Origin of the sequence: Streptomyces bungoensis (genome assembly GCF_001514215.1) — a bacterium.
GTDB lineage: Bacteria > Actinomycetota > Actinomycetes > Streptomycetales > Streptomycetaceae > Streptomyces > Streptomyces bungoensis.
Genome location: NZ_KQ948851.1, coordinates 641,095 through 661,943, shown reverse-complemented (window position 1 = coordinate 661,943; position 20,849 = coordinate 641,095). Strand labels below are relative to the sequence as shown.

The window sequence follows — 20,849 nt, the reverse complement described above, 5'->3', positions numbered from 1 at the left end:
CCGAACTCTGACGAACAGCCCTGGAGTTGCAGACGTGCAGGAGCAGCCGCGCGGCACTGACCCGCTGGAGCGCCTTGACCCGGTAGTCCTGCACCACATCGTCAACACGCTCGGGTGGCCCGATCTGCGCCCGCTGCAGAAGGCGTCCGTGCACCCGCTGATGAACGGCGAGGACGCGGTCCTGCTCGCGCCGACGGCGGGCGGGAAGACGGAGGCCGCCACCTTCCCCCTGCTGTCCGCCATGCGAGAGCAGCGCTGGACCGGCACCTCCGTCCTCTACCTGGCCCCGCTCAAGGCGCTCCTGAACAACCTGGTGCACCGGGTCGACAGCTACGCCCAGTGGCTGGGGCGCCGAGCCGCCCTCTGGCACGGCGACACCCCCGAGTCCGTACGCCGTCGCATCCGCACCGAATCCCCCGACTTCCTGCTCACCACACCCGAGTCGCTCGAAGCGATGCTCATCAGCGTCAAGACCGACCACGCACACATGCTGGGCCGGGTGCGTGCCGTCGTCGTCGATGAGGTGCACGCCTTCGCTGGGGACGACCGCGGCTGGCACCTGCTCGCCGTGCTCGAACGCCTGGAACGGCTCGCCGGCCACCGCATCCAGCGCATCGGGCTGTCCGCCACAGTCGGCAATCCCGACACCCTGCTCACCTGGCTCCAGGGCGCACGCCCCGCCGACCGCCCTGGCCGGGTCGTCGCCCCCGGCGTCACTCTGCCCGCCACAACTGGCACCAGCGAACACCCGCGCCCCGCAGGGGAGGTTGAGCTCGACTACGTCGGATCGCTCGCCAACGCCGCCAAGGTGATCTCCGCCCTGCACCGAGGCGAGAAACGGCTCGTCTTCTGCGACTCTCGCAAGCAGGTGGAAGAACTCGGTGCGGCACTGCGCGCCCGCGACGTCACCGTGTTCCTCTCACACGCCTCACTGTCCACCGACGAACGCGCACGCTCTGAGCAGGCATTCGCCGAAGCCCGCGACTGCGTCATCGTGTCCACCTCCACCCTGGAACTCGGCATCGACGTCGGCGACCTCGACCGTGTCATCCAGATCGACTCACCCAGCACAGTGGCCTCGTTCCTGCAGCGCATCGGCCGCACCGGGCGTCGCGCCGGCACATCCCGCAACTGCCTGTTCCTCGCCACCCGGCCCGACACCCTGCTCCAAGCCGCCGGCCTGCTCACTCTGTGGGCCCATGGCTGGGTGGAACCCGTCAGCCCGCCCCCCTCACCCCGCCATCTCGTCGCCCAGCAGCTCCTCGCCGTCACCCTGCAGGAACACCGCGTCGGCGACCGGTTGTGGCCCGAGCAGTGGAACGGCCTGGCTCCCTTCGACCAGTCTGCCGCGCCCCTCCTGTCGCACCTGGTCGCGGAAGGCTTCCTCGACAGCGACGGCGGCATGCTGTTCATCGGCTCCGAAGCCGAGAAGCACTTCGGCCGCCGGCACTTCATGGAGCTGACCGCCTCCTTCACCGCACCCCCCGAGTTCACGGTGCTCGCTGGACGCACCGAGATCGGCACCACCGACCCCACCGTCCTCACCGAAGAACGACCGGGCCCGCGCCGCCTGCTGCTGGCCGGCCGCAGCTGGCAGGTCACGTTCATCGACTGGGCCCGACGCCGTGCCTTCGTGGAACCCGTCGAGGACGGCGGCATCGCCAAATGGCAGGGCAGCGAAGCCCGCGGGCTGTCCTACGTCCTCACCCGCGCCATGCGCGACGTCCTGCTCGGCACCGACCCCGATGTCCGCCTCACCCGCCGCGCCGTCGCGGCCCTCGCTGAACTCCGCATGGACCGCGCACCCCACGAAGTACACCCGGCGGGCACCCTGCTGGTCCGCGACGCGGACGCCACCCGCTGGTGGACCTGGGCCGGGTACCGCGCCAACGCCACCCTCACCGCCTCCCTCGGCAACCTCGCCGACCCCGTACAGCGCCCCACGGACACCCATATCCGGCTCCGCCAGGACCTCTCCCCCACCGACTGGAAGACCGCCCGCGCCGAGCTCCCCGACTCCCTCACCCTGCCCACCGTTGACCCGCGGGCAGTCCGCGGCCTCAAGTTCTCGGCGGCCCTCCCGCCCCGCATCGCCACCGCCACCCTCGCCAAACGCCTCGCCGACTTCGACGGCGCCCTCGCCGCAGCCCGCGAGCCCGTACGGATGGAATGGGGCACCTGAACAACCCGGAGGACAGGCGAATTTTCGGGCGGCTGAGGTTCTTCTTGGCTCGATGACGCTCGCTCCACGAAGCACTATGTCCGAGAGGCACACCGAGTCCTTTTACAGGGCGGCCGTATCGTCACTGGCGTCCCCGACGTCGCCTTCGCCCTGCCAGTACCCCGGCGCCTTGGAAGACTCCGACGAGTGATCCGGCGCTGGTATGCCAAGCGCGACGGCCTCAGCGACATCAACACCCGCCTCGACCTCGTCAATCTCGTCTTCCGAGACCAGGACGACGACCCCACGTACACCCCGCACCTGTGGGCCTACGACCACGACAAGCTTGTCCAGCTCTTCACCGAGGCCGGCTTCACCGCCGTCGAACCCTGGACGTTCGACTCCACCATGGCCAACCCGAAGCGCCAGTGGGGCAGCGTCTACGTCATCGCGACGAAGCAGCGCGCCAGCCCAGCGGTCGGCGCAGACAGGAGCCTTCGGCTGCCAGCAGCGCTCGCCGGACCGACGCACGGCACGAGGACTCTCCGCCGCTGAGCCATTTGCGCGGTGAGCCAAGACGTTCAGCGCAGCGTGTGAGCGTTGGGCGGCGCAACATAGCGCGGGGTCGCCGGTTAGCCAAACCGACAATCCCGCACATCATTGATAGTCCACCGCCACGTCCTGTCCCTACGTCGAAAGGCATCACCCGACGAGCCCGGACCGCCCACACGAGCAGGCACGACCGAGGAACCCGCCAGCGATCACGCTGCCGCGTAGCTCGCCAAAAATAGGTTTTGCGCCCGCTCCACATCCCTCGGCGTACGCAACTGCACCTCCAGATCACCCGTCCCATGGTGACCGAGACCGGAGACATCCCGGGTGAATCCCGGGACAAGGTCGACGTCCTTCGGGTCAACCTTCAGGTAGACCAGCAGCTTGCTCCGCTGCGGCGGACAGAGGCAGGCGAAGTTTCGCAGCCGCTGGTACGCCCGGTACGTTTTGCGCTCGACGCGGTTCACACCGTCCCCGAGCCCGAGCAATGCCTCATCGACCGCGCTCTCCAGCTCAACCATCGACGCGTCCTGGATGCCGGCTGTCGCCCGGTCAACCGCCTGGCGGCGGGCTCGGCGTGCCGCCTGCATGCCGCCGCTCCCGGACGCCACGGTCTCAAGCCCGAGCAGGTCGCTCCCGAACAGTCGGTAGCGAACCAGGTCGATCGACCGCCGGTGCTCGTGCACGGCATGCACGTCGTAACGCGTGAAGTCGCCGGCGATACAGATCAGGCGAGGGCTGCTCCACAAGACCTGGGACGCGGCCATCATCCCGAGCCGGTCGAGGACCAGGTGCTCGAACTCGGCACGGTGGTCCATTAGCCACGCCAGGTAGAACAGGCCCTGGTTGATGACGCCGGCGTCGATGCCGCGCTTGTACTCGACGATGACCGGCGATCCGTTCTCGTCCAGCCCGAGCGAATCGATCCGGCCCTTGTGGACAGGCCCGGTGCCGTACTCGCTCGCCAGGAAACGGACGCCTAGCAGCGTCTCCATGTGCGCCTCGACGAGACCCTGTACATCTGCCTCGACCTCAGCAAGACGCGGCGCGACCTCGGTCATGCCGCTACCCGTCGTATCCGTGCGGAACAGTTTCAGGCCCGACACCTTCCCCTCCTCGGCTCGAAGATCACCAACGCCGATGAGGTGCGGGGATATTTCCGTGAAAGGTCACCAGAGGCGTGAAGGTAGTGCTTACGTATAGTCCACTCGGTGAGCGCTCGCGTCTCCCAGCCGTCGGGTGCTGAGCGGTCTGTGACCTCAGGAAACGCTGCCTGCGTCCCTCCCGGATTGCGAAAACACCGCTTCCTAGTTCTCAGGTGATCACGGGGTTTCTCGAGCTCATGTGTGCTGCATCCGCGCTAACGACACCTCTCCGCATAATGCCTCATGACGTCAGAGCGGGCCCCTCTACGGCAAGCGAGGCAACATAGCCCCAGATCGCCGGTTAGCCAAACCGGCGATAGAGCGGAGTATTGAGGTCACCGCGATGACGGGCGCATGCGACGTCCGTAGGCCCGGCACGGGCTACACGCCAAGACGAAAGAAATCAGCATGCACACGCAGATCGAAAAGACTCTGGGCCCTCGCTACAGCCCCGCTTGCATCCGCGCCACCTGGGACGGAACGGGGAGCGTGGAGGACGCCTCAAGGGCGCTTGGATTCTCACGGGCCAAGGGATACGACCTGATCCGCAACGGGCAGTTCCCGTGCCGTGTGCTACGCATCGGCCGTCAGACGCGTGTTGTCACGGCGTCCCTACTCCGGGTCCTCGAAAGCGGAGATCCGGAGTATAACGATGCCCGCGCCGGATGCCGCCCGACGCCCTAAGCCAGCTTCGACGAGGTTCCGCCAGGCTTCGGCGGGGCTTCGTCGTCTCGTGCGTGCTCTCACGTTACCCCGCTCGCGCACTGACTAGCCGAGAGACTCCCCTATGCGCTGAGGCATAGCACTGCCGGGAGCTGAGCGAACGTCGTGCCGTGGAGTAGGCGGCGTTACCACGCCCCGTGTCCTTGCTCCCGGCGCCCCAGAATCGGGGATTCCGACCACGCCAGTGCCTGCGCTGGATGTCGCGCTCTGTCGTAGCCCGCTCCGTGCAGGCGCCCCGTCGCAATGGTTGCCGACGGGGCTTGGCTGTATCGCCAGCTATCACACTGTCCCTATGAGGGGTGTGACTGCATAGGTCTGACGAGGCGGAAGACCCCGGGCCGCGTAGCGCTTGAGGCTGCGGACTATGTCGCGCCGGGTTTTGCCTTCCTTGCTGCGGCGTTCATAGTAGGCCCTTAGGGAGTACCGGAACGGGAATTGGTGGTAGCGGCTGACACAGTGCCGCCGTCACCGAACCCCTTCCGTCGTCGCCGTAGATGCTGGCGACGGAGGGATTCTGCCCCTTGCGTTTGCCGGTGGGGATGATCAGGTCGGCCTGAATCTGCGCGACGGACTCACCGCCCGCGCGGCGCCGTAGCACGGTGTGGAGCATGTCGTCGGTGATGACCGGTGGCCGGCCGCCGTGCTTGCCCTTGCGGGCCGCCGCGTCGAGTCCTTCGAGGGTCGACTCCCGGATGTTCTCCCGTTCGGTCTCCGCCATCGCCGCGAAGAACGCGAAGAGCAGCCGGCCTGGACCGCTGGGGTCGTACATCCCGGGCAGCGGTCCGGCGAGCATCTCCAGGACCAGGCCGTGGGCAGTGAGGTGGTCGGCGAGTGCGGTGAGTTCGGCGGCGTCGCGGCCCAGGCGCTTCATCTCGTACACGGTGAAGATGACCCGGCAGTGCGGGGCCTGGGCCCTGATCTGGCGGGCGAGGGCAAGCGCGGACGCGTACGCGGGTGCTGATCTTCTCGGAGAACACTTAGGTAACCTCTGATCAGAGCGCTCGATCCTGCATCTGGAGATCGGGCGCTCCTGCGTACGCGATCGACCATTCAAACGAAAAGCGGCAAAGTGCGTGCATCGGACATAAGTTACTCACTCATCACGTTGTCATACCCGAGTGGCAGAATCTGTCAGTAACACATCGACGTGTGACAGGTAGGTCCTCTATGGGCTACGAGATAGATTTCCTCCCCGTAGGGGATGAGTCGAGCGGTGGCGACGCCATCGCTCTTCGTTATGGCAACCTCCACGGTCCGCGCGAGCAGCAGACTGTGATGGTGATCGACGGCGGCTACCTCGACGACGGTGAAGCGCTCGTCCAGCACATCCGCGACTACTACAAGACGGGTGTCGTTGATCTTGTCGTTTCAACGCACCCGGACCGTGATCACATCAATGGGCTGCGGGTCGTCTTGGAGCAGATGACCGTCAATAAGCTCCTGATGCACCTACCTTGGAGCCATTCAGGTGACATGGCGCGGGCCAAGATGCTCCTGTCCTACAACGCACGATCACTGCGTACGGAGCTGAGGGATTCACTTCAGGGTGCGACCGACCTCGAAGAAATCGCCAAGGCGCAGGGCGTGCCCATCGAGGAACCGTTCCTCGGCTGGACAAGCGACGACGGCGTACTGCGTATCCTCGGCCCCACCGAGGACTACTACCGTGAGCTGCTGGCAGAGATCGTCGAGGCGAGCGCCTCTCTGGCGGCCAAGTCAAGCTGGGAAGAGACGCTCCGGAAGCTGCTTGCTGGGACGGTCTATGAAGACCTGGACATCGAGACGCTGGCGGAGAACGCCGAGACGACCGCCAAGAACAACACCAGCGCCATCTGCCTCCTGGAGGTCGACGGCAAGAAGCTGCTGTTCACGGGAGACGCAGGGATTCCGGCCCTCGGCCAAGCTCTCGATGTGCTAGAAGCCGACGGCTTCCAGCCTGGTGATCTGAGGTTCGTTCAGGTGCCTCACCACGGCAGCCGTCGCAACGTCAGTCCGTCGGTCCTCAACCGACTTCTTGGGCCCAAGGGGCAGTCCGCGAAGGTGGGGACAGCCTTCGCATCCGTCCCCAGGAAGAACCCGGAGCAAAAGCACCCATCCAAGAAGACGACGAACGCCTTCCTCCGGAGGGGTTACCCGGTCCATCTGACACAGGGGGTGTCGAAGTGCTCCTTCTTGAACGCGCCTGAACGTTCGGGGTACAGCACATCCATTCCCGAGCCGCTTCACACATCCGTGGAAGACAGCGGGGACGCGTAACGTGCTCTGGCTCGATGACTACGAGCGCCGGGCGCGTCTTGCGCCCGGCCTCCTTGCGCTGCTGTCGATCAATGTAGCTTTGGCAGTACTAGGGCTCAGCAAGGCGCCGGTGGTTGTATCCGTCGTTACGGCGCTCTCACTGGCCGGCGGTCCCGTCGCCCTGGCGGAAGTCGTGCGTCACCAAGGACGCAAGGCTCAGGAGACGCTCTGGGCGGCTTGGGGCGGCTCGCCGACCATCCAGAAACTCCGCCTGCGGGAAGAAGGGCAGAACACGCTGCAACGCGAGATCTGGCGGAAGGCCGTGTCATCTGTGACGGGTGTCGCCCTCCCGTCGCTCCGTAGCGAGAACGGAAACCCAGTGAGGGCCGACGAGGCGTTCGAGGTCGCCGTCGGTCAACTGCGCAACCTGACGCGAAATGCCGAGAAATTCCCTCTCATACACGCCGAGAACCGAAGCTACGGCTTCCAGCGGAACGTCTACGGCATCCGGTGGGTTGCACGAGCCATCGCGTTCGGAGTGGGACTCGGCGTCCTCGCGTACATGCTGTGGCTCGCCAGAATTGACCACCAACCTGCACTCACTCCGGTGAACATCCTCGCCCTAGTCGCCACTGGGGGATGTTTCGTGATGTGGTGGCTTCTTCCGTCGCCCGGGCGGCTACAGAGTGCGGCAGAACGGTACGCATACGAGCTGCTCCAAGCTGCGGTTGTGCTCGATGCTGAGCAGAACGCCGCTCCCGAAGCAGCTCAGCAGCAGCCCTAACAACCTCGTGCACGCCGACGGATCCTGCTGTCAAGCAGCCAGGTTGTGACCAGCATGAATGCATCTGCCGGGAAGCATCAATCTTATCGTGACGATGTCGTTAGCCCTCGTCAGTCGCATGGAGTCAGCAGTCACCTATGTTCGTAGAGTTCGATGCCGTCCCGTTCAGTCCGGCGGGTGATCAGCACGTGGTATGCGGTTCCACTCCCGCGGGGTTCGGCGCACCCGTCTACGTCGACGGCCCCGAGAGACAGCCGAGCGACGTCTCCCGGAGGCTGCTTGAACGGTACCCGCGGTTGCCGAAAGAGCTGAAGGCGGCCGACGAGCTCAAGGCTGCAGGGCTGCGCCCGTCGAACCTGTTCCGTCCTGACGCCTACGTGCTCGGGCCCCCACAACTGGTTGCCGTCCCGGGGGTGCTTACGGGCACCGGGCGTACGACGCCGGGATGGGACGAGACCGTGTACCCGCCGTCGCCTGTCTACCGCGCAGACACGGCCGTGCCGTTCTCGGCGCACCCTAACGCCGACGAAGCCCAAGCAGTGCGCCGTGAGGCGATCCGTTGGGCACAAGATGTCCTCGACGACCCCAGCACGGTCATTCTGGCAGTCAGCGCCATCGGTTCACCTGCTCCGGCCACCCCGCCTCTGGAGCGGGCAGTGCCCTACGAGATAGCACTCACCTCGACGAGCGGCCGCAAGAGATGGCATCAATTCATCAACCCTGGCTGGGATACGACTTACCTGGAGCGGCTCCGACTCGACAAGGGCGGCCTCGCGGTACTCGAATCCGCGCCCCGTTTCCGCGAGGTGGCTGACACGCTGCTGCGGCGGATCCAAGGCAAGCGCGTCGTCATCTACGGACGCAGCCTCCAGTACGCCGCGATCTACGCGGCGCTGGAGTACGCCTGGCTCGGGGATGGGCTCCCCCACGGGGCGCTGTGGCCGGGCACGGCGGACACTCTTGCGCAGTTGGAGCGCAGCCGCTGGGAGTGTGCACGCCTGCGCCACGGTGAGTTCGACAACGACTGGGATGCGGCGGAGGGACACTTCGCGCTACCGGTCGAGGAATCGGCTGCCGACGCGCTCTCCCGATGCCGAATGACTGCTGCTCTACTGCGCCGTATGGCAGATCCGGCCCTCCGCTACGCGGAGCTGAATGCCCGGGCGGAGCGCGCCGTGCGGGACGGTAAGAGCCACCGTCCCAGGTCCCAAGGTGGTCAGCGGCTAAGCCGCATCGCAGCCTCCCGCCATGCGGTGCTCGAGCGGAGCCAGGGGGCTTGCGAGAACCCGCGATGTCCTGATCCCCGCTACACCTCGGCCCTCGGTCGCAACGGCTCCTACCTGCTGGAAGTGGATCACATAGACGATCACGCCAAGGGTGGCGACGACCTTCCCAGGGCCATGATCGCTCTGTGCCCGAACTGTCACGCGCTGAAGACCCGTGGCAAGGTGGCCGACTCGTTCCGTGACCTCCTTCGCGCTACGGCGCTCGTCAGGCACCAGGAGTTGCTCACCAAGGCTCGTTGCAAGTGCCCTTCGCCAGCACCGGCTGGCCAACTGTGTTGTGCGCAGTCCTCAGCGGAGCTCGTTGAGGGCTTCTTCGAGTAGGTGAAACCGCACGCGTTCTTGTTCGAGTCGCACCTTGGAGCCGAACTCTCCGGACACCAGGATGTCGTAGGCATCGGCTTCGTCCGGTGAGAGCGTGCCGAGGTGCTGGTGGGTGGGGGTGTCCTCCTTCACCCACTGACCTCGGTGCTCCAGGAGAACATCCCGATTCATCAGGATGGACCGTGTGTGCGGGAAGGCCCGGCGCAGCCGGTCGAGGATGGCGAAGCCGTGGGTGTCCAGGTCGCCCCAGTAGACGAGGCGTGTGCCGTGCAGCCAAGTCAGAGCAGCTAGTTGGGTGACGGCGTAGCCTCCGCCGTGGATCACCATGCTGTGAGGTTGGTCGGGGAAAGCGAGGTAGGTGGTCTCGTTCTCGACGACGTACACAGTCGTGATGCCGGGCGGTGACGCGGTGAACTCGTCCGCGCGGACCGTGAGCTCGCGAAAGCCGGCCACTGACGCGCCGTCGAGGAGCCGAAACCGCAGGTAGACGGGCTTGCGCAGGAAGCGGAAGCGGGCGGCGAAGTCGGTGCGCACGACCTCGGAGTTGATGCGGTTCTCGGGCAGGCAGTGCTCCAGCAGGGTCGTCAGGATGGCACGGTGGTGTTCGATGAACTTGGTGTCAACGCCGGGCACGTCGAGCTGGCGCAGGTAGACGGCCGGGCCGCGGTAGTCGGTGATCCACCGGACCGTGGCCTGGAGGCGGGGCCAGTCGGCATCCCGCTGGACGACCTTCATCGGGTGCTCGGCCATCCACGCGGCCAGCGGGGGCAGGCTCTCGCGGGCGGCGGCCAGGAGGGACGTGTAGCGGGTGACCGTGTTGGTGACGCCGAGGAGTTGGAACAGGTCGTCGCGGTGGTCGATCCAGGCCCGGGCGGGGGCGTTGTTCACGCCGGCTAGGCGTCCGCCGAGCTTCCGGTACTCGATGCGCAGGTGCCGGTGTTTGTCGGGGGCCCATGAGGTGGCCCATGCGAGGACGTCGTCGTAGTGCTGGGTGATGTCGCCGGCCTTCGGACCGCGCAGGGGGATGGCGAGTGGGTCGAAGTCCGTACCGTCGGCGAGCTGGCTGAGGAACTCGCCGCGCTCCCAGCGTTTGCGCAGGCGGGCGGCGACGTCGCGGGGCGTGGTCCAGGTGGGGGTGGAGGTGGCCGCCATGTCAGTGGTCCTGTCCGGTGGCGGGCTGTCCGGCGGCCAGGGCGTGGGCGAGGCGTTCTCGGCGGTACTGGGCGATGGTCAGGGTGCGCAGGCGGGAGTGGTGTCCAGTGGGGTTGTCGACGAAGCCGACGGCGGACACGTACGGCTCGATGACGTGGATCTTCTGCAGCGGGGTGACGATGAGGAGCTGCAGGCCCAGGCGCTTGAAGAGGTCCAGGGCGAAGCGGGCGGATTCCTCGGAGCCGCGGCCGAAGGCTTCGTCGATGACCACGAAACGGAAGGTGCGGCTCCTGTTGGCGGTGGTGTCGAGCTTGAACTGGTAGGCGAGGGAGGCTGCCAGGATGGTGTAGGCGAGTTTCTCCTTCTGCCCGCCGGACTTGCCGCCGGAGTCGGAGTACACCTCGTACTCACTGTCGTCCTCGCGGCGGCGTTCGCTGGCGCTGAAGACGAACCAGTAGCGCACGTCGGTGACGCGCCTGGTCCAGGCTCGGTCGGCATCCGTGTGGCCTTCGCGGCCCTTGAAGCGTTCGATCAGGCGCTGGACCTGGTGGAACTTCTCTTCCGAGTACAGGTCGGAGTCGTCACCCGAGAGGACGTCGTCGGTGCAGGCGCGCAGTTCGGCGGTGAAGTCGCGGATCTCGGTGTTGGGGGTCTTCTCGGGCTGGAGCATGATGTAGCGGCCCGGGTTGTAGTCAATGTCGGCCAGCGACTCGTTGATGGTGGTGATCCGTTCGCCGATCTCATCGGCCCAGTTATTCAACTGCGCGTGGAATCCAGCGATTTCGCGGATGACGTTGGTCTTCAGGTAGGTGCGGAACTGCTCTTCGAAGCGCGGCAGGTCGTCGGCGACGAGCTGGCGGTGCAGGGCGCGGTAGCCGGCGGCGGAGGCGACGGAGTCGTCGAGCTCGTTGGTCTCGGCCGGGTAGTCGGTGCGGAAGGTGCGCATCTGGGAGGCGATCGCCTGGGCGAGGCGGGTCTGCTCCTTGCTCCACCGGTTCTTTCGCGCCGTCCCCTCCTCACGCAGCCGGGTCTCGGCGCGGGCGCACTCCTTGGCGGTGGCGCAGGTGAGTCGGGCTTCGTTCAGGCGTTGTTCGAGGGCGGGGAAGTGGGCCTGGGCGTCGGTGGCGGCCGGCTCGGCGAGGATGACGCGTGCTTCGTCGCAGGCGCGTTCGGCGGCGTCCCGTTCCCCGTCGATGCGGCCCCAGCTCTCGGTCGCGCTCGCGTAGGCCGCTTCCTGCTGCTTGATCTCAGCGGCGATCTTGTCCAGTTGGCGGGTGAGTTCGTTCAGGTCCTTGGAGTCGGCCTGCAGGCGCTGCTTCTCCTCGGTCAGCTCGGCAATGTGCCGCACGACGGAAGGCCAGTCGATCTCGCTGAACTCCCCCATGGCCGCCAGCCGGTCGAGGACCTTGTCGCGGCTGATGGCATCCTCGTGGGCGGCTTCCAGGCTGCGTTTCGTGTCGGCCGTCTCGCACTGGGCTGCATGGACTTTGCTGGCTTGGTCCAGGAGGGCGTCGATCTTTGCCTGGTTCGTCCAGCCGAGCACGTAGGTGCTGCGGTCGTCTATGCGGGTGGTGTCGTTCTTCTCGTGGCGGCCCCGCGTCCCCTTGATCAATCCCTTTGCAGTCATGGCGAGTTCGGCCTGCCGGAAGTCGTCCATGGTGGCCACGCAGGTGTGCGAGGCCCGGCGTTCGAGTTCGCCGGCCAGCCACTCGGCGAAGGGCGAGTCGCCGCGGATTTCGAGCTTGGTGAACAACGCGGTCGAAGGGGCCGGCTGGGTGCGCCGGGCCGGGGTGTGGTTGGGGACGCGGAAGTACACCAGCTTCGTGCCCAGGTGGTGGTCGTTGATCCACTCGGAGACGCGGGCGTACTGGCCTTGGGGGACGACGAGGGACAGTGCGAAGCCGCGCAGCAGCCGCTCGGCGGCGCCCGCCCAGGTCTGTTCTTCGTCGCGGACCTGGATGAGTTCGCCGACGAAGGGCAGCGTGCTCTCTTCGATGCCGAGTTCCTGGCACAGGAGGGTGCGAACCTGAAGCTGTTTGCGGGGGATGTTGCTGCGGCGGGAACGCAGGCTGACCAGGTCCTCATTGATGTCCTGGGCCTGCTGGTGAAGGCGATCGGCCTGAACGGCGAGCTTCTCCAGGGCCGCTCGCGTCTCCTTCTTGTCCGCGGCGACGTCGTGTTGGGCCCGGGAGATCTCCTCAAGGCGGTCGGTGAACTGGGCCTGATCACTGGCCGGAGCCAGTCCGGCCTGTTCCAGCAGGTGGGCGTGGTGGCGGGCGAGCCTTTCGCGCGCGATGCGCAGCCGCTCCGCCTCCTCGATCTGGCGTTCCAGTTCGCCAAGGCGCCCGCCGCCCAGGCCCTCACGCTCAAGTTCCCACCGGCGTTCCTGGCCGCGCAGCCGCTCCAGCTCCTCATGGGCAGCCTTCTTCTCACCCTCCAGACGCATCAGCGACCGTTCCAGCTCGGCGCGTTCTGCCTCGTGGAGAACCGCCGTACGCGCGGCCATGAAGTACCGCAGCGCAGCCTGCTCGGCATCGGCTTCCTCGATCCGGGCGGCCAGGCTCTCGTAGGTGTCGAAGTCCGCGAGCAGCGGGGTGAGGGCTTCGATCTGGGCTCGGGCCCGCTGCACGGAGTTGTAGGTGGTGGTCAGGGCGTCGAAGTGGCTGACGATGTTGTCGGTCATCGCGGCCGCATCGAACGGCTCGAGCATGTGGCTGCGTACGAAGTCGTCCAGGCTGCCCACCGACTTCATCGACACCGTCTGGTGGAAGAGCTCCAGGGCCTGCTCGGACTCGATGCCCATCCGGCGCCGTAGGTCCTTGCTGTAGGGCGGGAACGACTTGTGGACACGGACATCGCTAGCTTCGAGGCGCTTCTTCAGGGCTCGCACTTCGGTGCCGAAGTCCGCGAAGTCACCGGCCACGGACAGGGCCCGATCCGCGACCAGGAACAGCCGTTCGGGGCTGGTGGCGTTGGCGTCGGGCAGCCAGAACACCTGGCCCACCGTGACGGTCAATTCCAGCGCGGCGTTGTGGAACACGCCCAGGATGACCGAGTAGCTGCCGGGCTTGCGCAGCGCCACCGGCTTGGTGGCTCCGGTCTCTTCGTTGCGTTCGGACTTGTAGTGGCCCAGCACATAGGAACGCAGGCTGCGCTCGCCGCTCTCCGCTCCGGCAGCCCGGTTGTAGGCGATCTTGCGGGCGGGCATGAACAAGGTGGTGATCGCGTCCACCAAGGTGGACTTGCCGGAACCGATGTCCCCGGTCAGCAGCGCGTTGGCGCCGGCGAGGCCGAACGACCACACGTGCTTGTCGAACGTGCCCCAGTTGTAGACCTCCATGCGCTCCAGCCGAAACCCGGCCGCGGCGAAGGTGGCGGGAATGGGCGGGTCGGCAGGGCCAGACTGAACGGGGATCACTGCGTCTTCTCCTGAACGATGTGGGAGGCTGCGTACTGGGCCAGGTTGGTCTCGAAGTCGGCGAGCCACTGTCCGTCGACGAAGGCTTTGATGATCCGCTGCACCTCGAACAACTGCTCCTGTCCTCGGGCGCGGCGCAGGAACTGCAGTTCCACCATCTTGTTGATGTGGCCATCGATCTGGTCGACCAGGCGCGCCTCGTTACTGCCGGCCGGGAGGAACGTGCGGATCATCTCGACGATCTCGTCCCGGGTGATCATGAGGCGGGTGCCGTCGGCGCCGGCGTCGAACTCCGCGAGCCGCTTGCGCAGCAGCACGATCAGCAGGCTGACGGGGTAGGACAGTGAACGGCGCGGAATCAACCGCGGCGGCGCCATGCGAGGGTCCCGGACAGCGTCCTCGTCGTCGGGCATCGACTGCAGGAAGGCGTAGCCCTCCATTTCGTCGATCACCACGCGCAGCCCCATGACCTCGACGTAGTCCTTCACCCGAGCACTCAGGTGCACCAGCGCGTCCCAGGCCCGCTCGTGCTGGTCACGGAAGACCGGACCCTTCAGCAGCTGGTTGACCGGCAAGGAGAGGGTGTACGGCTGTGGGGCGGAAGTGGAAGGCGTCGTCATCGCCCCTCCTTCTTCTGGTCGGTGGCCCAGGCGATGCCGGGGTTGATGCGGGCGAAGGTAACGACGGGCACGGTGGCGACCTGCTGGACGTCGTCCTCGCCGATCCACGTGATCTCTTCTTGGCGGTGGTCGTCGAAGACCGTGGCGAACCCGTCGTCGGGCAGCGCGAAGTAGGCGACCAGTTCGGCGAGCCCCTGCTCCAGGGGGTGCTCACGCAGAGTCTCGGCCAAGGACACCTGCGTGCGCGCGCCGAGGGCGTCGTGGACGGCTGCCGTAAGCCGGGCGGGATCGACGTAGACCGCCTCGAACAGCGCGTCGGCGGCGAACTCCTCGTCCCCCGCTTCGATGCTGGTGCTGTCGATCGGTGTCTTGACCAGCGGCGTATACAGCGGCCGTTCCATCGGCAGAGCGATGGCCGGGGTCGCTGCGTCGATCTCGGCGACCAGATCCACGCCCGGCACGTCTCGCAGCGCCAGTGCGTGGGTCTCGATCGCGCGTACCAGCTCCAGGACACGGCGGTCTTCCGAGCGCACCTGGTCATCGAGGAATCGTCGTAGCTGATCCGACAGCTGTCGCACGGTGGCCTGGGTGCGCTCGGCGGCCTCCAGCCAGTCCCGGGGCATGCGTCGCATGCGCGGATCGGGTTCGTCGATGGCCTCCATCGCCTCGACCTCGGCAAGCAGCGTCTTGAGCTCGTCCTGACGGCTCGGCGCGAGCAGGAAGTCGTAGAACGCCTGGAAGGTCCGGCCCTGGTCCGACTCCGCGATGCTCTCGCGGCTGCCCAGCACCTCATCCAGCAGTTCGCCCTTGGCCCCGTCCCAAGCCGCGATCTTGCTGCGCAGATCGCGGTCCAGATCCCGGAAATTCGCCTCGACCTCACGGAAGTCGGCCAGAAGCCCATGCGCCGTATCGGTCACCTGCTGATATCGGTCCCGCAGCGCCGCGCTGTCCAGAACGTCCACCTCTCCGGCCTCAACTCGCTCGATCTCCAGGTCGATTTCGTGACGGCGCCGCGCGAGTTCAGCCAGCCGCGCCTCCGGATCGGTTTCCGTCCCGAACGTCATCTGCCGCAAGAGATCGAAGATCGTATTCAGGCGCGACTCCGTACCGACGAACGAACGCTCCTCAAGTGACCTGATCCACGAGATGGCCTTCTCGACCGCGGCCGTGGCGTCATAGTGCGGCTCGTCCGAATCCGGCGGGTAATACTTGCGCAGCCAGCCGTTCCCCGGCGCCGCCCAGTCGTCCAGATACGCCTTGGCGGACTGGGGAAACGTCCCGTGCCCCAGCCGCTCATTGAGCGCGAACAACTCGTCATCCAGCCGCTCGACAAGTTCCACACCAGCAACCGAGCGCGCCCCCTGCTCGACGAACACCTTGTTGAGGAAGCTCAGCATCAACGCCGCATTGTTGGCCGTCAGCAGCCGCCACGCTGCGCTCTGCTTGCGCAACGCAACCAACCGGTCGTAGTCCAATTCCATGCGTCCTGCTCTCTCACGACCCCTGCGGATGACGGCATCCCCCGCCCTCAGCGAATCCGCAGGCTCTGTCGGCGCCCACGCTCGCGCAAGCCGACACGGGCATTTCGCGTCGGCCATTAGGAACCGTAGAGGCCACCACTGACAACGGAGGCCGGCTCGGTAAGCGGCAGCACATGCCACGACGGCCTCGGGGAAGAAATCAGCAGGTGAGAGCTAGATACATCACAAACTCTGCGCCCTTACTGGCAATCTTTTCGAACAAATACCCGAGCACCGCACCGCGCCTCGCCCTTCCAGGAGTACGGCGCCCTACCGGCATCGGTCCGGTCACAAGCGTCAGCGTTCAGCACCTGCACGCCGTTCGTCCGACATCAGGCCGCCGCGTCGAACCACCGGCCGTTCAGCTCGCCACGCCCTCACGCTCAGGCGGCCACGCCGCGCCGCTCACAAGGAGCGAGCCAGGGTGCATCCACACCGAAGAAGCCCCTTGACCTTCAGCTATTGCCACGATTGCTTGCCAGCACAGAACTGCAAAAAGGGACGGAGTAAGCCCCGCCATCCACCGCCCTGCAGGCCAGTACAGAAGACAGGGGCCCCGCCGGAACCATCCGACGGGGGCCTCATCTGTCACGGACTTCCAGAGCACAGAGGCCCGTCAGGCTTTTTCGGGCGCCCCACCGCGCTTCTCTCCGCGGAGTGGCCATACAGGACGTTCTGATCAGGCTTCTGGATTACGGACCCCACCCAATGTGTGCGATTGCAAACAAGCGTGCCAGCGAAAGCGTCGCAGAAACACGGACTGCATGACGCGCCAACCGCATCGTGCACGCCGACGCAGATGACTACACGACGAAGCCTCACCGGATCGCTCCGGTGAGGCTTCGTCGTCCCACGACTCCGGGAAGAGCCCCCGTCGCGATGGCTCCCGGTGGAGCTTCGCGGCTCGCCCGCTCTCACGGACGCCCCTATAACAGGGGGACGCTGGATACCGTCCTGACCAGGTTGAAGACCTCGCGGGCGGCATATCGCTTGAGGCATCGGATGATCTCGCGCCGGGTCTTGCCCTCCTGGGTGCGGCGTTCGTAGTACGCCTGGGTGCGCGGGTCGTGGCGCAGGCGGGTGAAGACGATGCGGTGCAGGGCGGCGTTGGCCTGGCGGTCGCCGCCGTAGTTGAGCCGGCGCGTGCTCCGCCGGCCCGACGAATACTCGACGGGGCTGACTCCGCAAAGGGCAGCAAAGGATGCCTCAGTGTTCAGCCGCTCGGGGTTGTCTCCCATGGTGATCAGCAAGGTGACTGCGCTGTCCGGGCCGATGCCCACCGGTACGAGCAGCTGTGGGGCATGCTGTTCGACGAGCTGGGTCAGGCGTTGGTTCAGCTCATTGATCTGTGCGGTGAGCTGTTCGATGCGCTGGGCGAGCATGCTCAGGACCATGTTGGTGGCCTGGGTCACTGCGTCCTCGTCTCCCTCGCCATCGGATGGGCCGAGGCGCGCGCAGGTGCGGAACAGTTCGGCGTTGCCGAGGCTGGTCAGCCGTTCCCGCAGGGCGGGGTCGGCGATGACCAGGACGGACTTGAGCTGGTTGATCGCCTGGGTGCGGGCCTTGACCGCGGAGTCCTTGGCGAGCTTGTAGATCCGGGCGCTGTGCACCGGACCGTCGCCGGATTTCGCCCGGGCCCGGGCGCGACCGCTGAGCACGGCTCGCGCTGCGGCCTGCGCATCGAGCGGGTCCGACTTGCCGAGCAGACGGCGGGCCGACCGGTCGGGCCGGTTCACTTCGAACACCTGAATCTGCTGGGCCAGCAGGTAGCGGGACAGGCCCGCGCCGAAGGTGCCGGTGCCCTCCACACCGGCCCGGCGCACCGTCCCCCGCTTGCGGGCCCACACGAGAAGCTGTCGATAGCCGGCCGTCGTTGCCGGAAAGGACTCGGTTCCCAGGACCTTCCCGAGCGGGGAGATCACGGCGGCGACATGCACCTCGCCGTGCGTGTCCACGCCCAGAACGCCCTCGCGCCGAACGGGAGGATCCGTACTGGAGGAAGTATCGCGCTGTCTGGTCGTCATGATGGTTCGCCTCCCGCTGTGTGAGGTGCAGGGTGGATGGCACCGGCCCGCTCGGGCGGTCTGAACCGTGATGGCGCCTGAAACTCGGCAAGGCCCCTATAGGGACACACCCTGTGGCTCGGTGGCAGGCAGCATTCCGCAACGGCAGTCGACAGGTCCGTGACTGGACACTTCGGTCATAGATCTCATGAGTCAGACCCCCGTGCGGGACGGCACTGCGTAACCGTCCCATTGATCTCGGCACAACGGCATGACTCGATCACTGTCGGATGGCTTCTTCCGAACCGGTGCTCAACCTGGCCTGGGCAGGCTGACGATGGTTTGGCTAGTCGCCCATTAGTGACCGGCATTGACGGCCAGTCATTGCCGCTGCCTTACCGGCTGTCCTTCGTCGGCCACGGCACGAACGCAGGGCAGTCCTGAACGGTCCATGGTCGCAGCGAACTCGTCCGGTGAAGCCAGCCGGCAGTCGAATTCGGCGTTGCGGCAGCTGGCCGCAGGAGGCGTGGCGACTGGGTGGCGCGCTGAGGACACGGGCCGAGGCCGCTCTGGCGTCGCGGCTGGGGATGATGCCCAAGGCGCCGCCCCGGCGACGACCGAGGCGATCAGGCGGTGCGACGGCTGGTGCCGTCTCGTAGGCTGCGGGCCATGAGCGATATCCCCACTGCGACGCCCTCGGAAGCGTTCGAACTGCTGCTGGCCGGTAACCAGCGCTTCGTCACCAACGCCCCCGAGCACCCGAACCAGGACGCCACCCGCCGCGCCGAGATCGCCCCGGGCCAGCAGCCCTTCGCCGTGCTGTTCGGGTGTTCCGACTCCCGGCTGGCCGCCGAGATCATCTTCGACCGCGGCCTGGGCGACCTGTTCGTGGTGCGCACCGCCGGCCACGTGGTGGGGGCGGAAGTGCTGGGCAGCATCGAGTACGGCGTTGACGTGCTGGGCTGCCCGCTGGTGGTGGTGCTCGGCCATGACTCGTGCGGGGCGGTCGGCGCGGCGTGCGCCGCGCTGGAGGACGGCATGGCCCCGGCCGGCTACATCCGGGATGTGGTCGAGCGGGTGACCCCCAGCGTGCTGGCGGCGCGAGCCGCCGGACGGGTGGAGCCACAGGAGGTCCTCGCCGAGCACGTAAGGCACACTGTCGACCTGCTGCTGGACCGCTCTCGCGTCCTCGCCGAGAAGGTGGCCGCCGGCCAGGCCGCCGTGGTGGGCCTGTGCTACCGGCTGGCCGACGGCAGCGCGCAGCTCGTTGCGGCCCGCGGCCTCGACACGCACGTCGCCACCGCGCCCTGACCACCCCGGCCGCGGCTGCCCCGAGAATGTGCCGCGGCTGGAAGGGACTCCACGGGCGCCATCAGGGTTGGTCGCGCCGACGGGAACACCGAGCGGCGTGGGTGCTGGTCACACCGTGGGCCGGGGCCCGGCGGCGCGGCGCAGCCGGTTGGCGATCGCCAGTCCCAGCCCCTCCTCCGTCGGCAAGGACGCGATGATGAGGTCGCACCCTCGCTGGTCGAGTTCGCGCAGGAATCCGTACAGCCCGCGCGCGTAGGCAGCCGTCGCGGCGGGAAGGGCCACCACGGCGTGCACCTTCACGGAGGCGTTGGTGAGGGAGGGCGGAAGGAAGACGCCGACCTGGTGGCCCAGCTCTTGGGCGAGCTCCGCTTCGGCGACGACCTTCTCCGGTTCGACGAGGACGACCCGCGCCCGGGGCGCGTAGTGCGACGGATGCTGGCCCGGCACGCGGACCTGGCTCGTCGAAGGGACCGTGATCGGGCACTTCAGCACCGCTTCGAGGTCCTCGCGGGTCACCCCGCCGGGCCGCAGGATGCTCGGGATGTCGCCCGTGGCGTCCACGATGGTCGACTCGACACCCACCTCGCAGGGGCCGCCGTCCAGCACGAAGTCGACGGCATCACCGAGCTCCGCCCGGACGTGGTCCGCGGTGGTGGGGCTGACCGAGCCGAAGCGGTTGGCGGACGGAGCGGTGACACCGCCACCGAAGGCCGACAGCAGCGCCAGTGCCACGGGGTGGTCGGGGACGCGCACGGCCACCGTCTCCAATCCGCCGGTCGCTTCGAGCGGCACCCGTCGGCCGCGCCGCAGGACCAGCGTCAGCGGTCCCGGCCAGAAGTGCTCGGCCAGCAGGCGCGCGGTGGCGGGCACCTCCTGGACCCAATCGTCCAGGTGCTCCGCGCCGCCGATGTGGACGATCAGCGGATGGGACGGCGGGCGCCCTTTGACCCGGAAGATACGGGCAACGGCGACGGGATCTTCGGCGTTGGCGCCCAGACCGTAGACGGTTTCGGTCGGGAGGGCCACCAGGCCGCCGGTGCGCAGTACCTCGACTGCCTTCTCGATATCGGGGGTTCTTGCCATCACTCGAGCAATTCTCCCACCGCGCCCTCCGCGACGTGCCTATCACCGATCGCCGATCCGGACCGGCCGTCCTGGCGGCCATTCACCAGCTGCAGGGGCACCGACGAAGCCGCCTGATCTGCGACGTCCCTTGGCCGGTTACCGGGCCGGTGACGGCCATGGGACGTCTGCCATGGCCCCGGCGCGACAGCAGGAAGCAAGCCGGGGACCTCGGAGCGCCGGTACACACGCTCCGCCCAACGTTGCCCGGACCGATCGGTCACCCGAGTGTCAACCGGCCGCGTCACCCTCTCCTCCTGGTCAGCGTCGTCAGCCCGGGCGGCCGGCCGTGTCTCGGAGGGCATCGTCGGCCGGCATCACCGCCGCCATCACCCGTTTTCCGACCGGCTCGCGGTGCACCTCGAAGTGCGAGCAGACGGCCATGACCAGCTCCAGCCCGTGCTGACTCACCCGGCCCGGATCCGGCGCATGCACCACCGGGAGGTGCGCCAGGAGGTGTCCACGGCCTGACACCGCGGCGGACTGTCCGCCCACC

15 protein-coding genes and 1 pseudogene are annotated in these 20,849 nt (G+C 67.1%); 7 read left to right on the top strand and 9 right to left on the bottom strand.

Going from position 1 to position 20,849, the window contains the following annotated elements; genetic code table 11:
* The first annotated feature begins 34 nt into the window (after positions 1-34).
* Both AQJ66_RS02615 and AQJ66_RS40920 read left to right on the top strand, forming a co-directional pair.
* Positions 35-2,182, top strand: coding sequence for a DEAD/DEAH box helicase (locus AQJ66_RS02615; protein WP_061915742.1), 2,148 nt, complete (start codon positions 35-37; stop codon positions 2,180-2,182).
* Positions 2,183-2,368: 186 nt separating this feature from the next.
* Entirely contained in the window at positions 2,369-2,716 is a 348-nt protein-coding gene (locus AQJ66_RS40920; protein WP_404733323.1) for a hypothetical protein, read from the top strand.
* Positions 2,717-2,922: 206 nt separating this feature from the next.
* Here the strand turns inward: AQJ66_RS40920 and AQJ66_RS02605 are convergent, their stop codons facing one another.
* Positions 2,923-3,819 carry a DUF5655 domain-containing protein gene (locus AQJ66_RS02605; RefSeq protein WP_061915739.1) on the bottom strand — a complete coding sequence of 299 codons (897 nt, stop codon included), beginning with the start codon at positions 3,817-3,819 and terminating at the stop codon, positions 2,923-2,925.
* 447 nt (positions 3,820-4,266) lie between these two features.
* On the opposite strand from AQJ66_RS02605, the gene AQJ66_RS36875 reads away from it, so the two are divergent.
* A complete protein-coding gene (locus tag AQJ66_RS36875) occupies positions 4,267-4,542 on the top strand; it encodes a helix-turn-helix domain-containing protein (RefSeq protein WP_079060029.1) in 276 nt (91 codons plus the stop codon).
* Between the two features lie 439 nt (positions 4,543-4,981).
* Here AQJ66_RS36875 and AQJ66_RS02600 read toward each other — a convergent pair whose 3' ends face one another.
* Positions 4,982-5,452, bottom strand: a complete 471-nt coding sequence (locus AQJ66_RS02600; RefSeq protein WP_341849400.1) for a recombinase family protein — start codon at positions 5,450-5,452, stop codon at positions 4,982-4,984.
* Positions 5,453-5,748: 296 nt separating this feature from the next.
* Here AQJ66_RS02600 and AQJ66_RS02595 point away from each other — a divergent pair, with 296 nt between their 5' ends.
* The 3 genes from AQJ66_RS02595 (at position 5,749) to AQJ66_RS02585 (ending at position 9,207) form a co-directional block, all read left to right on the top strand.
* A complete protein-coding gene (locus AQJ66_RS02595) occupies positions 5,749-6,837 on the top strand; it encodes a ComEC/Rec2 family competence protein (protein WP_061915735.1) in 1,089 nt (362 codons plus the stop codon).
* A gap of 1 nt (position 6,838) precedes the next feature.
* Positions 6,839-7,600 (top strand): hypothetical protein, encoded by a 762-nt coding sequence (locus tag AQJ66_RS02590; protein WP_061915732.1) that lies wholly within the window; start codon positions 6,839-6,841, stop codon positions 7,598-7,600.
* 137 nt (positions 7,601-7,737) lie between these two features.
* A complete protein-coding gene (locus AQJ66_RS02585) occupies positions 7,738-9,207 on the top strand; it encodes an HNH endonuclease (protein ID WP_061915724.1) in 1,470 nt (489 codons plus the stop codon).
* Here the strand turns inward: AQJ66_RS02585 and AQJ66_RS02580 are convergent.
* The 5 genes from AQJ66_RS02580 to AQJ66_RS02560 all read right to left on the bottom strand — a co-directional run bounded on the left by AQJ66_RS02580 (position 9,175) and on the right by AQJ66_RS02560 (position 17,941).
* A complete protein-coding gene (locus AQJ66_RS02580; protein ID WP_061915721.1) occupies positions 9,175-10,359 on the bottom strand; it encodes a Wadjet anti-phage system protein JetD domain-containing protein in 1,185 nt (394 codons plus the stop codon). The two genes, AQJ66_RS02585 and AQJ66_RS02580, sit on opposite strands and share 33 nt — an antisense overlap.
* 1 nt (position 10,360) lies before the next feature.
* Positions 10,361-13,699, bottom strand: coding sequence for an ATP-binding protein (locus AQJ66_RS02575; protein WP_079060027.1), 3,339 nt, complete (start codon positions 13,697-13,699; stop codon positions 10,361-10,363).
* 74 nt (positions 13,700-13,773) lie between these two features.
* Positions 13,774-14,397: a DUF4194 domain-containing protein gene (locus AQJ66_RS02570; protein WP_061915718.1), complete on the bottom strand. Its 624-nt coding sequence runs from the start codon at positions 14,395-14,397 to the stop codon at positions 13,774-13,776.
* Entirely contained in the window at positions 14,394-15,878 is a 1,485-nt protein-coding gene (locus AQJ66_RS02565; protein WP_208611263.1) for a DUF3375 domain-containing protein, read from the bottom strand. The genes AQJ66_RS02570 and AQJ66_RS02565 overlap by 4 nt, the downstream gene beginning before the upstream one ends.
* A gap of 965 nt (positions 15,879-16,843) precedes the next feature.
* Positions 16,844-17,941, bottom strand: a complete 1,098-nt coding sequence (locus AQJ66_RS02560; RefSeq protein WP_061915715.1) for an IS110 family RNA-guided transposase — start codon at positions 17,939-17,941, stop codon at positions 16,844-16,846.
* A 648-nt stretch (positions 17,942-18,589) separates the two neighbouring features.
* Here AQJ66_RS02560 and AQJ66_RS02555 point away from each other — a divergent pair.
* Positions 18,590-19,231 (top strand): carbonic anhydrase, encoded by a 642-nt coding sequence (locus AQJ66_RS02555; protein WP_061915712.1) that lies wholly within the window; start codon positions 18,590-18,592, stop codon positions 19,229-19,231.
* Positions 19,232-19,339: 108 nt separating this feature from the next.
* Here AQJ66_RS02555 and AQJ66_RS02550 read toward each other — a convergent pair whose 3' ends face one another.
* Positions 19,340-20,314 carry an L-threonylcarbamoyladenylate synthase gene (locus AQJ66_RS02550; protein ID WP_061915708.1) on the bottom strand — a complete coding sequence of 325 codons (975 nt, stop codon included), beginning with the start codon at positions 20,312-20,314 and terminating at the stop codon, positions 19,340-19,342.
* 309 nt (positions 20,315-20,623) lie between these two features.
* Positions 20,624-20,797 (bottom strand): annotated as a pseudogene (locus AQJ66_RS02545) (ATP-binding protein); the annotation flags it as partial.
* Positions 20,798-20,849: the final 52 nt, after the last annotated feature.

Coding starts and splice junctions, on each gene's coding strand:
- AQJ66_RS02560 (WP_061915715.1), bottom strand. CDS start 17,941: ATGACGACCAGACAGCGCGATACTTCCTCCAGTACGGATCCTCCCGTT.
- AQJ66_RS02550 (WP_061915708.1), bottom strand. CDS start 20,314: ATGGCAAGAACCCCCGATATCGAGAAGGCAGTCGAGGTACTGCGCACC.
- AQJ66_RS02555 (WP_061915712.1), top strand. CDS start 18,590: ATGAGCGATATCCCCACTGCGACGCCCTCGGAAGCGTTCGAACTGCTG.
- AQJ66_RS02570 (WP_061915718.1), bottom strand. CDS start 14,397: ATGACGACGCCTTCCACTTCCGCCCCACAGCCGTACACCCTCTCCTTG.
- AQJ66_RS02600 (WP_341849400.1), bottom strand. CDS start 5,452: ATGAAGCGCCTGGGCCGCGACGCCGCCGAACTCACCGCACTCGCCGAC.
- AQJ66_RS02575 (WP_079060027.1), bottom strand. CDS start 13,699: ATGGAGGTCTACAACTGGGGCACGTTCGACAAGCACGTGTGGTCGTTC.
- AQJ66_RS02595 (WP_061915735.1), top strand. CDS start 5,749: ATGGGCTACGAGATAGATTTCCTCCCCGTAGGGGATGAGTCGAGCGGT.
- AQJ66_RS36875 (WP_079060029.1), top strand. CDS start 4,267: ATGCACACGCAGATCGAAAAGACTCTGGGCCCTCGCTACAGCCCCGCT.
- AQJ66_RS02565 (WP_208611263.1), bottom strand. CDS start 15,878: ATGGAATTGGACTACGACCGGTTGGTTGCGTTGCGCAAGCAGAGCGCA.
- AQJ66_RS02585 (WP_061915724.1), top strand. CDS start 7,738: ATGTTCGTAGAGTTCGATGCCGTCCCGTTCAGTCCGGCGGGTGATCAG.
- AQJ66_RS02580 (WP_061915721.1), bottom strand. CDS start 10,359: ATGGCGGCCACCTCCACCCCCACCTGGACCACGCCCCGCGACGTCGCC.